Source organism: Gracilimonas sp. (assembly GCF_014762685.1).
In the GTDB taxonomy this organism is placed as follows: domain Bacteria; phylum Bacteroidota; class Rhodothermia; order Balneolales; family Balneolaceae; genus Gracilimonas.
In genome coordinates this window covers 640,415-654,633 of record NZ_JABURM010000006.1, presented here as the reverse complement: position 1 = coordinate 654,633, position 14,219 = coordinate 640,415, and the positions used below count along the sequence as shown (strand labels likewise).

Here is a 14,219-nt window from a genome sequence, read left to right as displayed (position 1 = left end):
TTAGAATCGGCAATTTTTTTGAGAATAAATTAAGCGATCAAAATTCGATAAATTCTGTATCGGTAAGTTTATCTAAAAGATCTGCAAATATGATTTACAATTGTGGAACATCCTCTTATCTTAACCCTTCACAAGGTTGGGGGTGCTTGCACCACGGGCTGAGATCATACCCTAATACCTGAACCGGATAATACCGGCGTAGGGAAACCTGTTTAACCGTACAGTACGCAAGTTAACCTCCTCCATTAATCAGCAAATTAAAATGGAGGATTTATGTTTAATCTATTCTTTTCGAAGTCGTTTTTAGCGACCTTTTTGTTCACTATACCGCTTTTCTTTACTACTGAAATTCAGGCACAGACCATCTCTGGTACTGTGTTTGATGCACAATCCAAACAACCACTGGCCGGGGCTGCCATACGGCAAATAGGGACTTCCCGTGGCGTGGTAACCCAGGATGACGGCTCATTCGAAATCCGTCTTTCTGAAAACGGAGACCGGGCCTTACTCATTACATACCTCGGATATAAAGATCAGGAGGTCAATGTTACCAACACCAACCGGTCTTACGAGGTTTTCATGTACCCTGAAACCTATATCACCGATGATGTTTTCGTAAATGCCACCCGTGCTGATGAAACGTCTCCCATCACCTACAGTAATGTGGAGCGAGAAGAAATCGAACGGCGTAACCTGGGACAGGATGTTCCTTTTCTGTTGAAAAGCACTCCCTCAGTTACCACTACCTCTGATGCCGGAGCAGGGATCGGCTATACAGGCATTCGCATTCGCGGCGTAGACCCGGCCCGAATTAACGTAACCATTAATGGTATTCCGGTAAATGATGCCGAATCACATGCCGTATTTTGGGTGAACCTGCCGGACCTTTCTTCATCCACGGAGAACATTCAGATTCAGCGTGGAGTAGGAACGTCCACCAACGGGGCCGCTGCTTTTGGGGGTACTATCAACCTTCAAACAAGTTCATCAAGGATGGAGCCGTTTGGAGAAGTAAACACCGGTATCGGTTCGTTCAACACACAAAAATATAATGTAAAGTTAGGTTCAGGCCTGATGGAAAACGGGTGGCAATTCGAAGGCCGTTTGTCCAAAATCGATTCTGACGGATTCATCGACCGAGCCAGCTCGGATCTGGATTCCTATTTTCTCTCGGCAGCCCGGCATGGCAATCGCAGTTTGTTAAGGGCTGATGTTTTCTCTGGAAGGGAACGAACTTATCAAGCCTGGTACGGAATTGAGGAAAGCGTACTCGAAAATGACCGGACCTTTAATGAGGCCGGAACCGAAAAGCAAGGCGAGCCGTATGAAGATCAAGTCGATAACTATCAACAGAATTATTATCAGCTGCATTATTCTTACCGGCTCACCGATCAATGGAATGCCAATATCTCTGCTTTCTATACCAAAGGATTCGGTTATTATGAGGAATATAAAGCCGATGAAAACCTGGCCGATTATAGCATCGACCCACAGAATCCCGGGGATCCCGCGGAATCCGATCTCATCCGCCGCCGCTGGCTCGATAATGATTTTTATGGCACCATCTTCTCAACCAGATTCACTCCGAACGAAACCTGGAATTTAACGCTAGGCGGTGGATACAATTACTATGACGGCGCCCATTTTGGAGAAGTAATCTGGGCTCGTTATGCCGGCGACAGTGAATCTGAAGATCGCTATTATGATAATGATGGTGTCAAAAAAGATTATAACCTGTACGGTAAACTTCAGTATCAACTCACTGAAAACCTGAATTCCTATGTGGACCTGCAGATACGCGGAGTCAATTATGAGTTTTTGGGGAACGGATTCGTCCGAAGCGCCGGAAGTTCTGTGAGGGATAGCCTTGTAACCCTTCAACAAACCGATAATCTTATGTTCTTCAATCCAAAATTCGGATTCGTATATAACCTCCCGCAACGTCAGCGTTTGTATGCTTCTTTTGCCGTCGGAAATAAGGAACCTACCCGTGATGAGTATGTGGATTCATCCCCAGAAAGCCGTCCTGATCCTGAACGACTCTATAATGTAGAAGCCGGCTACCGCGGTGATTTTAACCGTTACTATGTTGGCGCAAATGTGTACGGCATGTTCTATCGTGATCAGCTGGTACCTACCGGGGCGATCAATGATGTGGGTGAGATCGTTCGGGAAAATGTACCTGAAAGTTACCGGATTGGGTTGGAGCTTCAGTCCGGGGTGAGTCTTTCTCAGCACTTGAGCCTCTCTGCCAACGCTACTTTTAGTCAAAATAAGATCACCGAATACACACAATTCACTGATCAATATGATGCGAATTTTAACTATCTCGGGCAGCAGGCTACTGTTTATGAAAATACCGACATTGCCTTTTCACCATCGGTAATTGCCAATGGGATCATTGGATATCAGGCTGGCGGTTTGAATGCAGAGCTGATTAGCAAATATGTATCGCGGCAGTATTTGGATAACACCCAAACTGAGAGCCGCTCTATAGATCCGTATTTTGTGAATGATCTTCGTATCAGTTATTCTTTGAATGAAGTGCCTTTATTGGAAGGGATTACGGCTACACTTCAAATCAATAATATTTTTGATCACGAATACGAAACCAATGGTTACACCTTCGGATGGCTGCAGGGGGGGAACCCGGTTCACTACAACTATTATTACCCGCAAGCCGGAACTAACTTCCTGTTTCAGGTTAAGTGGTCATTTTGATCGCAGATTAATTTGATTACGCAGATTTCACTGATTTAAAGGCGCATCGTTGATGCGCCTTTTTTTGTGTTGTCAGAATTATTTAGCTTTTTAGTGTTTCCAAAGCTTATGATCAAGGCTGTATTTACCGGGACCGGCCATCATCAACCCAAAAAATACAACCGCCATTTTAAGGGCATGAGAGGAAGCACCCCAGGGATCGCCTTCGCTGACATGGGCAATTACCGCTACAATCATAGTAATTCCAAGTAAGGCTGAAACCGGCCGATATAAAAGTCCAAAGGCAAAAAGTACGGCGCCGAGCGTTTCCGTTAAAGCAGCCATCAATCCCCAGAACAGGTAAATACCCTCCATGTCGAAACCCGGCATGGCAGTTCCGAGCCGGGCCCAGCGTTCAGGACCGCCTGCGAGCTTATTCCAACCGTGCAAAAGCAGGAAATCAATTCCAACACCAACTCTGAAAAACAACAGTCCGGCTTCTTTGTATTTCTCAAGAAAGGTTAAGTGCGCATCAGGAAATTTCATATCACTTGTACCCCTCTACATTTCGCCCAAGTATGATATCCCGTTTACCCACCAACAGGTCATTTTCTTTTTGAAGCTTTAATATTCCATTACTACCTCCTCGTGGATTTTGCTGATCTAACTGCCTGCGGGAAAGGTTTGGATCGTCTTCAAACAAATAACTTCCCAACCAGTAATATCTTCCGTTTGGCTCCAGGATTATGGGATGAATATGTGCGGGATTTCGGCTGTAGGAACCCGGTTTGTAGGTGTAAAAAGTATATCGTCCTTTGGCTCCGGTTTTCAGCCAGGCACGGATATATCCGTGCCTGCGTGCCCATCCGGTTTCATCTCCGCGGGTGGCATATTCGCCCTCTCGGTTGGTGTGATAAACATACAAGATCACTCCCTCGGCCGGAGTTTTTCCATCCTGTTCATAAATGGTTCCGGAAATCTTGATCTTAGGTTCGTTTTCATGGAAACCAGGGAGGGTGTCTGTAGCGGTAAGCTCGCGATCGCCATATTCAAAAACGGCTTCACATCCTTCGCAGATTCCAATTAAGGTACCTTGCGCTTGTAATGGAATGGATATCATGAAGAGCACAAAAAAAGTTATACAGGTTTTCATTGTTGTCCTTTTTTAGATTAAAGTTCACCTGGAAATACAAATCCTGTCGTTCTTTTTTGCGACCTCGGGCTACTTGACCGGCATGCGTTGCCAAATAACTCATTTCACCCTATCAGTGACGTTTAGCTTTTTTCAGGGGTTGTTCAACCTTCAGAATCAGTTGTCCGCCGAACCGGACCCTATAATATCCGTTTCATTCCAACTTAAATGCTACATTTACCGGATATGCTGAACATTCTAAAGAAATATCATCTTACCCCGGTGCGGATCTCCTGGCACGTTCTGTTTTGGACTGCGTTTGTTGGAGCTCACACGCTTTTCTATGGGTATGCTGATGGCTCCTACGCCGAAGAGTTTGCTTTTGTAATCAGATACCTTCCGTTTAAGATGCTGATCACGTATTTCACATTATATATTACCATTCCGAATTTTTTGCTTACCAAAAAGTATATAAAGGCATTTTTCGTTTTTGTTATCTCAATTGCCGTGGGTACTCTCGTTCAGCAAACAAGTGAATATTTTATACTCGCCCCAATTCTTAATCCAAACTGGACAGAAACTCATTATCTATTCTACCCCTCCAAAATATTCCGGACGTTTTTGGGAATGTATCCGGTTGTCATTATCGCAGCATTCATCAAACTGGCAAAGCATTGGTACGAAAAAGATCGCCAGACTCAAGAACTCAAACAGCAAAAGCTGGAAGCTGAACTCAACTTTTTGAAATCCCAAATTCATCCCCATTTTCTATTTAACACGCTGAACAATCTGTATGCACTAACACTCAAAAAATCGGACGATGCTCCGGAAGTGGTGATGAAGCTTTCGGAACTACTGAGCTTTATGTTGTATGAAGGCAGTGCAACCGCCATCTCCCTGGAAAAAGAACTCAAACTAATTGAAAACTACATTGAGCTTGAGAAGATCCGATATGATGAAAGGCTGGATATTCAGTTCAAAAGACAGGGCGAATTTAAATCCAAACAAATTCCGCCTATGCTACTGATGCCTTTTGTGGAAAATGCATTCAAACATGGAGCCAGTAACGAAATAGAGGAAACCGAAATCCATATTGAAATAAAAGTACAGGAAAATACGCTCGACTTTAGTGTTGAGAATTCAAAAGTCGAAAATGAACCTTCAGAAAGGTATGGCTATCAAAAGGGAGTGGGACTGATAAATGTAAGGCGCAGGCTGGAATTACTCTACAATGGATATTACACTTTAGATATTCACGAAAATGAAACGCACTACCATATTTCCCTTAACCTGAAACTCGACAAACTTCGACAAGAGTAAAAATGAAATTATCCTGTTTTATCATTGATGATGAACCGCTCGCAATAGAGATACTGGAGTCTTACATCTCCAAACTTGATTCCATAGAAATAGCCGGTACCTTCGGGAATGCCATCAAAGCATTTGAGGCTTTGAAAAAGGCAGAGGTTGATGTTTTATTCCTTGACATACAGATGCCTAAGCTAACGGGCGTTGAGTTCCTGAGGTCACTGAAAAATCCACCGCTTGTGATCTTTACCACAGCGTATCGCGATTATGCCGTAGATGGCTTTGAACTAAACGCAGTAGATTATTTACTAAAGCCCATTTCTTTTGAGCGATTTTTAAATGCCGTAAATAAAGTACAGGATCTAAAGATAAGGCCGCCAGATCAAAAGCAAGGTTCACCGGATGAAAAAGGATATTTCTTTGTGAATTCAGGAAAAGAGAAGGTTAAGATCCGGCTTGCAGATGTTCTATGCTTGGAAAGTAAAGGAGACTATGTGTTAATCAAAACCTTGGATAAAGAAGTGCAAACCCATGCTACGCTAACTTCCATGGAGAAAAAACTGGCTGGAGAAAATTTCATTCGTGTGCACCGATCCTTCATGGTAAACATCAACAAAATTGAACGCTGGTCTCAAACAGATATATGTATGGAAGGACAAATCATTCCCATTGGCCGATCTTACAAACAGCAGACCATACAGTGTTTTAACAAAAAATTTGATGCATTGTAGATTACTTTATTTCAGACTCTTCTCAATATGGTTAGCAATCTGCAGGGCATGGATCCTGGAGTTTTCGATGAACAGGCTGCTGGTATCCTTTCCGCCACAAACAACACCGGCTACATATAGCCCTTTCTGCTTGGTTTCCAGGCTGTCTTCGTCATATACCGGCATACATTTTTCATCTTCGGTAAGCTCAATTCCAAGGTTCTCCATCAGCTCATAATTGGGATGATAACCCGTCATGGCCAGCACAAAATCATTTTCAAGAATGACTTCGCCATCAGGGGTATTCAGTACCACTTCTTTCTCTCGAATTTCCTTCACTTCTGAATTAAAATAAGCAGGTATTTCTCCATTCTTAATTCGATTTTCGATATCCGGCTTTACCCAATATTTCACAGTGGGTTTAATCGTATCATACTTCAGCATCATTGTAACCTCAGCTCCGCCGCGCCAACACTCGAGAGCTACATCCACCCCGGAATTTCCCCCGCCTATTACCAGCACTTTCTGCCATGCATACGGGTGAGGCTCATCATAATAGTGTTTCACTTTTGGGAGGTCCTCGCCGGGAACACCCATCATATTTGGTTTTCCATAAAAGCCGGACGCTACGATCACTTTATCGGCTTTATAGGTATCCTTATCTGTTTTTACGGTGAAATTACCATCCTCTCCTTCCATAGATTCCACCCTCTCATAGAGATGCACCGGCAGCTTGTAGTGCTCGGCGACCCGACGGTAATATTCAAGAGCCTCAGCTCGGGTCGGCTTAGAGCCATGAGAGATAAACGGAATATTTCCGATCTCGAGTTTATCGGAGGTAGAGAAAAAGGTCATATTGGTAGGATAGTTGTAGATCGAGTTCACCAAACAACCGCGTTCGATAATTTTAAATGGGATGTTTTTCTCTTGAAGGGCAATTCCGGTTGCAAGTCCAATGGGCCCTGCACCAATAATGATAACCATGTGAATATCTGTCGTTATAAGTTCGAGTAAATGAATTGAATTAACAGCCTGAAGATACGAATCGTTTGTGTTTTTATGGAATGATTCAGAATCGAACGATTTGGGAACAATTCTTGATATTGTACCTTTCAACGAAATCAAAATCACCGCTTAATATTCATTACATGCGTGTATTTATTCCATCCGTTCTAATCGTATTTCTTCTTGTTTCTGCACCTGTTCATGCCCAGCTTTTGAATGTGGAAAGCGTTCGTGCCAATGCCAACACAGCCGGGTGGCATGGAGAACTGGAATTTGACCTTTCTTTGAACCAATATAATGAGCAGGTTTTTGAATTCTCCAATGAATCCAACCTTTCCTACTTCACGGAAAGCCATGCCTACATGCTGCTCAATAAACTAAAGTTTGTGAATCTGGATGGAACATCACTTATCAGCAGTGGATATATCCATCTTCGCTCAACCTTGCTGCAAAATGAAAGGCTCTCCCCGGAAATCTTTCTACAATATCAATACAATAATAATCTCGGATTGAATAACCGTGCACTCGGAGGAGCAGGGGTCAAGTATCGCTTTTACAGCACGGATAACTGGCAGGCGAGTATTTCCACAGGCCTCATGTATGAATTTGAAGAATGGCAACTTGCAGATCAGCCTGCCATCAAAAATGAGTTTTTGAAAACTACGAGTAATCTTCGCTTAAACGGTAAGATCAGCGGCGATGCTACCTTCCTGCTGGTGGGATATTACCAAGCCAGACCCGACCAATTTTTTGAAGCCCGCTCCATCCTTGAATCAAAATTAAAGATGGACCTAAGTAAACGAATAGCAATATCCATCAGCTTTGTGGCATCCTACGATGCAAAACCTATCATCGATATCCCTCACTGGACCTATGAGCTGAGCAATGGATTGGTAGTGAAATTTTAAGGTGTTAGGTGTTAGATTCATGGTTTCAGTGGGATTCAGCTAACCAAATTACCCTTTGTCCCAGCCAGGAATTCACTCCGTGTTTTGGGGCTGTTGATTTACAATTTAGGAACAGTAATTGAAGATCTATGCATTCAGCCACTTTAGAATTATACGAAAAAGCCAGCCCGGGTTTGAGCTTAGAAACCCTACGTGCCCACCTTCTTCAGTAAAGCAGGTTTGTATAAAACGATTTTTTTCAATTGTTTTAAAAGGAGCAAACTCAATAGGACACAAGGTATCCTCTTTACTATGAACGACCAATAAATCTGTTTTTACGTCTTTATAAAAATGCTTGCTTGAACACTGATGATAGTAGTCATCAGCCCCTTCAAATCCATGAAGCTTCGCTGTAACCTGGTCGTCAAATTCATAAATCGTTTTTCCGGTAAATTCCGGCATTTCCGGAATCTTTCTGCGCTTTTGCTCCAATTTTTCTACCAGCGTTTTTAAAAAATTGATTTCATATATACGGTTAAACCCTTCTTGTAATTTCAGCGAGCCGGCTTTCAAATCATACGGCGGAGATACTGCTACAGCACGGCACACCTGACTCTGATGCCCTTCTTCCCCCAAATACTTTACCAACGCATTAGCACCCAGCGAGAAGCCAATGGCATAGATTTTTTTACTGGGATAAGCCTTTGAAATCCAATTAAAAAATGTTCGGTAGTCTTCTGTTTCCCCCGAATGATAAAAACGGGGCTGTTCATTCATCTTACTCCCACATCCCCGAAAATTTAAGGCCGCAGACGAAAATCCAATGGCCTGCAATTCCCTCATCAAATTCCCTATGTAATAGCGATCAGCAGAACCTTCCAGGCCATGAAACAAGGCAACAATTGGCTTTTCATTTTCCAGTATGCAAGTATCAATTTCCAAAAAATCAGCATCCGGTGTTGATATCTCAATTCGCTTGTGATCAGGTTTCACCACCTTCGAAAATTGCGATGCTACAATAGTGTGAACATGCGCATTCCATGCCCACCAAACGGACTCAAAAGGTTCCAGTAAAATTTCAGATTGGATATTCTTGTTCTGTTGCATAAATACGTCAATTAGCTGGCAAAACTATGGAGAATTGACGTATGATTCCATTTACCATTTTTAGTCAAGCTTCGCTTCCGGTATATTCGGATTCAAAATTCAATCTGCGTATGGCAACTACTCTGACTCCAATTGAATACATTCGAAGCATATTGGCCATCTTGGTGTTCTTCCTGATGTTTGCCATCTGTACCCCTGTAATAGCTTTATTGTTATTGTTTACTTTTGGGAAAGCTACCAATTTCATTATTGAAAATTTCGGGCCACTGATAGCCTATCCTGTTTTATGGACTCTGGGCATTAAATTCAATGTAATCCAACACGGCGAGCCCATTGCACCACCCGTCATTTATACCATCAATCACAGTTCCACTTTAGATTTGGTAACAATGATAGCATTGGGATTACCACATATTCGGTTTGTGGCCAAGTGGGAACTACAATATAACCCCCTCTTTTTTATTGTAGGCAGACTTACCGGGCAAGTTTTTATTCAGCGCCAAAAAACTGAGAAAGCGGTCCGTAAAATTCGAAATACTTACGACCGATTGAAACGGGATAAGCTTTCCATTATGGTAGCTCCCGAAGGCTCCCGAAAACATCCCGGTGTTATCGGGCCGTTTAAAAAAGGAGCATTTCATATGGCCATCGATCTGGGTTTCCCTATCGTCCCTATTTATTTTGACGGGAATCAGGAACTGAGTTTAGGCAGCTCACTTCTTAGTAAAAGTGGAACCATCAATGCCCATATTCATCCACCTATTGACACTTCAAATTGGCAAAAAGAAACCATTGATGAGCACATCACCGAAGTAAGATCAAAATATTTGAAATGGGCCGGAATCGAAGAGTAATTATTCTAATTCAGACATCAAGCCTTGATGCTTACTTGTCTCTGTAAAAATATATTTTTTTGTTGTCTGCATCTCTTCGGCTTTTCACTTTAAAATCATTTTGTTTCCCAAACTGATAAACTGCCGTACGCATTGAGTTAATATTTTTTTCGTTCGTATAGCTCACTTCAACCGCTTGTCCACCGGGCTTCAGCTTTTCAATTGCTTCAAGAAGTGGTTTAAATTTTGACGTTCTTTTTTTCGATGACTTTACATTCGAACGTTTTACAAACTTAATGTCCATTGGTCTTTATTTAATAATAATATTTACACATAAATATAATAAATGATTTTATACATGTATTCATTATTAAAATATTTTACAGTCTTATATGATATTTTAATAAATCTTATACTATTTCTGCATTTTCATTTTATAATACTCTTCCTTAAAAAGGGCAATTTTTAATCATTATAAATGCTAAAATAATCCAACAATTTTCAGCAAATGTCCTGATAGAAATTTACCTTATGAGAGTTTTATCACTCACTTAACAACATACAGTTATGACTGGAATAGATATTGCAGTATTCACAGCTTATTGCCTATTGATCGTTGGAATCGGACTTTGGGTTTCCCGGGAAAAAGAAGGACATCAGAAAAATGCTGAAGATTATTTTTTAGCGGGTAAATCACTTCCTTGGTGGGCTATCGGCGCATCACTTATTGCTGCCAACATTTCAGCCGAACAAATTATCGGAATGTCGGGATCCGGATTTGCGGTTGGCCTGGCTATAGCCTCTTATGAGTGGATGGCAGCCATCACCCTCATTATAGTGGGTAAATACCTGCTTCCGATTTTTATAGAAAAGAAACTTTATACTATTCCTGAGTTCATTGAGCACCGTTTCAATACCACATTGAAAACCATTCTCGCCATATTCTGGATTGGTTTATTCGTATTTGTAAACCTCACCACGGTCATCTTTTTAGGAGCCAAAGCACTGGATACTATCATGGGAACCGGAGATGGCAGTTTGTTGATTTATGCTCTTGTCGGACTGGCTCTCATTGCCGCAGCTTATTCATTGTACGGGGGGCTTTCAGCTGTTGCCTGGACCGATGTACTGCAGGTTAGTTTACTTGTTCTTGGTGGGTTTGTAACCACATTTATAGCTCTTCATAATATCACTCCGGAAGGAGGTATCTTTAATGGGTTTGCTCATTTATATGATGTGGCCGGAGAGAAATTTCATATGATCCTGGACCGCTCCAATCCTGAATATGCCAACCTTCCCGGCATAGCCGTTTTAATAGGGGGCATGTGGGTGGCCAACCTCTATTATTGGGGCTTTAACCAATACATCATCCAACGCACACTGGCTGCTAAATCATTAAAAGAAGCTCAGAAAGGAATCATTTTTGCTGCTTTTCTGAAGCTGTTAATTCCGCTGATTGTAGTTATTCCAGGCATCATTGTTTATGTGTTGTACATGCAACCTGAGGGTACTGCCCAAATTCCCGGTATTTTCGATGTCTTTACCAAAGCCGATGGAAGCGTAAACTATGACAATGCGTATCCATGGCTTATAAAAGTGTTTTTATCGCCCGGCTTTAAAGGCTTGGTTGTTGCTGCCCTGGCTGCTGCTATTGTTTCATCATTGGCTTCTATGTTGAACTCCGTTGCCACCATTTTTACCATGGATATTTACCGGCCTTATATCAACAAAAATGCCACCGACAAACAAACGGTTAACATGGGTCGGATAACGGCTGCTGTTGCACTGGTTACCTGTGTTCTTGTAGCTCCACAACTTCAAAACGTACCCCAGGTTTTTCAGTATATTCAGGAATATACCGGTCTGGTAAGCCCGGGAATCCTCGCCGTATTTATGATGGGATTATTCTGGAAGAAAACCACAACACAGGGAGCTATTTATGGCGTACTTTCTTCTATCGTAATTGCTCTCTTGTTGAAAGTCCCCTCACTTGAACTTCCGTTCCTTGATCAAATGTACTACACACTAATTCTCACAATCGTAATTATTGCCGGAGTAAGTTTAACAACCAACCCCGCAGATGAGGATCCCAAGGCCATTCATACCACGGCAAGCATGTTCAAAACCGGCCCGGCCTTTAACATAGGCGCTTATGCCATTTTGATTATTACCGCCCTGCTTTATGCCATTTTTTGGTAAGAAGAGTTTTAGCATTAGTATTCATTCAGGATTAGGGGGCTATAAGGGCGTATCGCAACACGCCCTTACTGTCACTTAACTCTGAAAATAGATTCTATTTATGCTTATAGTGTACTTCGGAGAGTTCTCTTAATAATCCGGCACTGTATTCAGCCGTAACATCACGCTGAGAATTAGCCAGCATTTCGTAGCCCACCCTGAATTTTTTAATCGTAGCCGATCGTAACAATGGCGGATAAAAGTGCATGTGAAAATGCCATTCGGGATGTTCTTCTCCATCTGTGGGGGCAGGATGGAATCCGGCAGAATAGGGGAATGAAACTTTAAATACATTATCGTATTTAATCGTGATTTTCTGAACAATGTCAGCAAGTCCCTTTTTCTCTTCTTCACTCATATCGGTAAAACGGGCAAATGGTCGTTTGCTGATTACCAAGGTCTCGAAAGGCCAGAATGCCCAAAAGGGAACCACCACAGCAAAATGGTCATTTTCCACAACCAGTCGTTCTTTTCGCTCCAGCTCCAGTTTCAGGTAATTGGATAAAAGCGTGTGTGTATGCTTCTCATAATAATTTTTAAACTGTTTGAGCTCTTTGGCAGGCTCTTCGGGAATAGTTTCCTGAGCCCAAATTTGCCCGTGCGGGTGTGGGTTGCTGCATCCCATCACCTCTCCTTTATTCTCAAAAATCTGAACATAGTTGATGAAAGGTTTTGCACCTAATTCACGATATTCTTTTACCCATAAATCCACCACATCTTCAACCTGAGAAATTTCCATTTCGGGCAGGGTTAAATCATGCCTGGGAGAAAAACAGATTACCTTGCACATGCCACGCTCTCCTTTGGAAATCAAAAGATCGTTGTCGTTAATTTCCTCGTTTGAGGTATCCGGCAAGAGGGCACTGAAATCGTTTACGAATGAAAATGTAGAAGTATATTCCGGATTAGAGGCGTCTCCGGCACGATCATTACCGGGACACAGGTAGCACTTTGGATCATATTCCGGTTTTCCATCACCGGAAGTTTCCTCTTCCTGTCCCTGCCATGGACGTTGAGTTCTCTGCGGCGATACTTGTACCCATTCACCTGTTAACAAATTTAATCTTCGGTGTGGATGCTTAGTGAAATCTAACTTCATAGTTACTCCTCTGTTATTTCAGTACCGCCGTTAATTTGTGTGATATAGATTTCTGCCTTAATGCCGGTTCGGGATTTATATTCCCTGGAAACCGTTTCTTTAAAATCTTCTACAAATGCTTCCTCAACCAGGTTGATTGTACATCCACCAAAACCACCACCCATCATTCTCGAACCTAAAAGCCCGGGTTGATCTTGCGCAATTTCAACCAACACATCCAGTTCTTTACAGCTTACTTCATAGTCTTTACTCAATCCCTGATGAGATTGAAACATGCGGTTTCCGAATGACTTAAAATCCCCTTTTTCTAAATCCCTGCAGGCATCATGTACCCGCTGATTTTCTTCCAATACATATTTACATCGGCGATAAACTACTTCGTCCATTTCATTCCGATGTGCTTCCAGTAATTCCAAATCTGCATCTCTCAGATTTTTTATCTTCGGCTCATATTTCTGAAGTACTTCAACTCCGGATTCACATTGCTCCCTTCGGACATTGTATTCAGAATCGGCAAGATTATGACTCACTTTTGAATTGCAAAGTACAATCTTAATATCATCCCGCTCAAAGGGGTATAGATCATATTCCAGGGACCGGCAGTCCAATTTCAGCACTTTGTTAGCTTCGCCATGAAGGTTTATAAACTGATCCATAATTCCACAGTTAACACCCACATGGTTATGCTCGGTTAGCTGGCCAATTCTCGCCATCTTTTTGCGGGTAAAGCCAAGCTTAAATAACCGGTCTAAACCGACCAACAGCCCACCTTCCAAAGCTGCTGAGGATGAAAGTCCCGCGCCGATTGGGATATCACCTCCAAAAACCAAATCAAATCCCTTTAGTTTTTTTCCTTCTTTTTGAGTCTCAGAAATAATGCCTTTAACATAGTTGGCCCAATGCTTATCACTTTTATGGAGATCATCCAGATCCATTACAACCGATTCATTCATGTCCACAGAATATGCCCGCGCTTTTCCCGCATCATTTACCGCCATGGCCAACACTATCACTTTATCAATCGCCGCAGGTAATACAAAGCCGTCATTATAGTCTGTATGCTCCCCGATCAAATTTACCCGGCCCGGGGATTGCACCATCAATGGCTCCTTATCAAATTTTGAGAGAAATAGCCTTCGTATTTTTGGTAATAAATCAGTCATTTCAATTTTAAAAATTATTTCACTTACTCTTGATGAA

Annotated in this window: 13 protein-coding genes and 1 riboswitch; of the genes, 6 read left to right on the top strand and 7 right to left on the bottom strand. The window is 42.2% G+C overall.

The window, feature by feature from the left end; all coding sequences use genetic code 11:
• Positions 1–128: 128 nt before the first annotated feature.
• Positions 129–222: riboswitch (TPP riboswitch) on the top strand.
• 51 nt (positions 223–273) lie between these two features.
• Positions 274–2,721: a TonB-dependent receptor gene (locus HUJ22_RS12485; RefSeq protein WP_290878019.1), complete on the top strand. Its 2,448-nt coding sequence runs from the start codon at positions 274–276 to the stop codon at positions 2,719–2,721.
• A gap of 90 nt (positions 2,722–2,811) precedes the next feature.
• Here the strand turns inward: HUJ22_RS12485 and HUJ22_RS12480 are convergent, their stop codons facing one another.
• Both HUJ22_RS12480 and HUJ22_RS12475 read right to left on the bottom strand, forming a co-directional pair.
• Positions 2,812–3,246: a DoxX family protein gene (locus HUJ22_RS12480; RefSeq protein WP_290878017.1), complete on the bottom strand. Its 435-nt coding sequence runs from the start codon at positions 3,244–3,246 to the stop codon at positions 2,812–2,814.
• Between the two features lies 1 nt (position 3,247).
• Positions 3,248–3,853, bottom strand: coding sequence for a hypothetical protein (locus HUJ22_RS12475; RefSeq protein ID WP_290878015.1), 606 nt, complete (start codon positions 3,851–3,853; stop codon positions 3,248–3,250).
• A gap of 225 nt (positions 3,854–4,078) precedes the next feature.
• On the opposite strand from HUJ22_RS12475, the gene HUJ22_RS12470 reads away from it, so the two are divergent.
• Positions 4,079–5,152: a histidine kinase gene (locus tag HUJ22_RS12470; RefSeq protein ID WP_290878013.1), complete on the top strand. Its 1,074-nt coding sequence runs from the start codon at positions 4,079–4,081 to the stop codon at positions 5,150–5,152.
• Between the two features lie 2 nt (positions 5,153–5,154).
• A complete protein-coding gene (locus HUJ22_RS12465) occupies positions 5,155–5,871 on the top strand; it encodes a LytTR family DNA-binding domain-containing protein (RefSeq protein ID WP_290878011.1) in 717 nt (238 codons plus the stop codon).
• Between the two features lie 6 nt (positions 5,872–5,877).
• On the opposite strand, the gene HUJ22_RS12460 is transcribed toward HUJ22_RS12465, so the two are convergent.
• Positions 5,878–6,834 (bottom strand): YpdA family putative bacillithiol disulfide reductase, encoded by a 957-nt coding sequence (locus HUJ22_RS12460; RefSeq protein ID WP_290878009.1) that lies wholly within the window; start codon positions 6,832–6,834, stop codon positions 5,878–5,880.
• A 164-nt stretch (positions 6,835–6,998) separates the two neighbouring features.
• Between HUJ22_RS12460 and HUJ22_RS12455 the strand changes: the two genes are divergently transcribed.
• Entirely contained in the window at positions 6,999–7,763 is a 765-nt protein-coding gene (locus HUJ22_RS12455) for a DUF481 domain-containing protein (protein WP_290878007.1), read from the top strand.
• A 126-nt stretch (positions 7,764–7,889) separates the two neighbouring features.
• Here HUJ22_RS12455 and HUJ22_RS12450 read toward each other — a convergent pair whose 3' ends face one another.
• Positions 7,890–8,849, bottom strand: a complete 960-nt coding sequence (locus HUJ22_RS12450) for an alpha/beta fold hydrolase (RefSeq protein ID WP_290878005.1) — start codon at positions 8,847–8,849, stop codon at positions 7,890–7,892.
• A 41-nt stretch (positions 8,850–8,890) separates the two neighbouring features.
• Between HUJ22_RS12450 and HUJ22_RS12445 the strand changes: the two genes are divergently transcribed.
• Positions 8,891–9,703: a lysophospholipid acyltransferase family protein gene (locus HUJ22_RS12445; RefSeq protein WP_290878003.1), complete on the top strand. Its 813-nt coding sequence runs from the start codon at positions 8,891–8,893 to the stop codon at positions 9,701–9,703.
• A gap of 31 nt (positions 9,704–9,734) precedes the next feature.
• Here the strand turns inward: HUJ22_RS12445 and HUJ22_RS12440 are convergent, their stop codons facing one another.
• Positions 9,735–9,986, bottom strand: coding sequence for a hypothetical protein (locus tag HUJ22_RS12440; protein ID WP_290878001.1), 252 nt, complete (start codon positions 9,984–9,986; stop codon positions 9,735–9,737).
• Positions 9,987–10,249: 263 nt separating this feature from the next.
• On the opposite strand from HUJ22_RS12440, the gene HUJ22_RS12435 reads away from it, so the two are divergent.
• A complete protein-coding gene (locus tag HUJ22_RS12435) occupies positions 10,250–11,881 on the top strand; it encodes a sodium/sugar symporter (RefSeq protein ID WP_290878000.1) in 1,632 nt (543 codons plus the stop codon).
• Positions 11,882–11,975: 94 nt separating this feature from the next.
• Here the strand turns inward: HUJ22_RS12435 and HUJ22_RS12430 are convergent, their stop codons facing one another.
• Together HUJ22_RS12430 and HUJ22_RS12425 are read right to left on the bottom strand one after the other, a co-directional pair.
• A complete protein-coding gene (locus HUJ22_RS12430; protein ID WP_290877998.1) occupies positions 11,976–13,019 on the bottom strand; it encodes a UDP-glucose--hexose-1-phosphate uridylyltransferase in 1,044 nt (347 codons plus the stop codon).
• Positions 13,020–13,021: 2 nt separating this feature from the next.
• A complete protein-coding gene (locus HUJ22_RS12425) occupies positions 13,022–14,182 on the bottom strand; it encodes a galactokinase (RefSeq protein ID WP_290877997.1) in 1,161 nt (386 codons plus the stop codon).
• Positions 14,183–14,219 lie beyond the last annotated feature (37 nt).

What these genes read in the sequence shown, in the direction of transcription:
- HUJ22_RS12460 (WP_290878009.1), bottom strand. Translation starts at nt 6,834, where the DNA reads ATGGTTATCATTATTGGTGCAGGGCCCATTGGACTTGCAACCGGAATT.
- HUJ22_RS12445 (WP_290878003.1), top strand. Translation starts at nt 8,891, where the DNA reads ATGATTCCATTTACCATTTTTAGTCAAGCTTCGCTTCCGGTATATTCG.
- HUJ22_RS12455 (WP_290878007.1), top strand. Translation starts at nt 6,999, where the DNA reads ATGCGTGTATTTATTCCATCCGTTCTAATCGTATTTCTTCTTGTTTCT.
- HUJ22_RS12485 (WP_290878019.1), top strand. Translation starts at nt 274, where the DNA reads ATGTTTAATCTATTCTTTTCGAAGTCGTTTTTAGCGACCTTTTTGTTC.
- HUJ22_RS12425 (WP_290877997.1), bottom strand. Translation starts at nt 14,182, where the DNA reads ATGACTGATTTATTACCAAAAATACGAAGGCTATTTCTCTCAAAATTT.
- HUJ22_RS12435 (WP_290878000.1), top strand. Translation starts at nt 10,250, where the DNA reads ATGACTGGAATAGATATTGCAGTATTCACAGCTTATTGCCTATTGATC.
- HUJ22_RS12465 (WP_290878011.1), top strand. Translation starts at nt 5,155, where the DNA reads ATGAAATTATCCTGTTTTATCATTGATGATGAACCGCTCGCAATAGAG.
- HUJ22_RS12430 (WP_290877998.1), bottom strand. Translation starts at nt 13,019, where the DNA reads ATGAAGTTAGATTTCACTAAGCATCCACACCGAAGATTAAATTTGTTA.
- HUJ22_RS12475 (WP_290878015.1), bottom strand. Translation starts at nt 3,853, where the DNA reads ATGAAAACCTGTATAACTTTTTTTGTGCTCTTCATGATATCCATTCCA.
- HUJ22_RS12450 (WP_290878005.1), bottom strand. Translation starts at nt 8,849, where the DNA reads ATGCAACAGAACAAGAATATCCAATCTGAAATTTTACTGGAACCTTTT.
- HUJ22_RS12440 (WP_290878001.1), bottom strand. Translation starts at nt 9,986, where the DNA reads ATGGACATTAAGTTTGTAAAACGTTCGAATGTAAAGTCATCGAAAAAA.
- HUJ22_RS12470 (WP_290878013.1), top strand. Translation starts at nt 4,079, where the DNA reads ATGCTGAACATTCTAAAGAAATATCATCTTACCCCGGTGCGGATCTCC.
- HUJ22_RS12480 (WP_290878017.1), bottom strand. Translation starts at nt 3,246, where the DNA reads ATGAAATTTCCTGATGCGCACTTAACCTTTCTTGAGAAATACAAAGAA.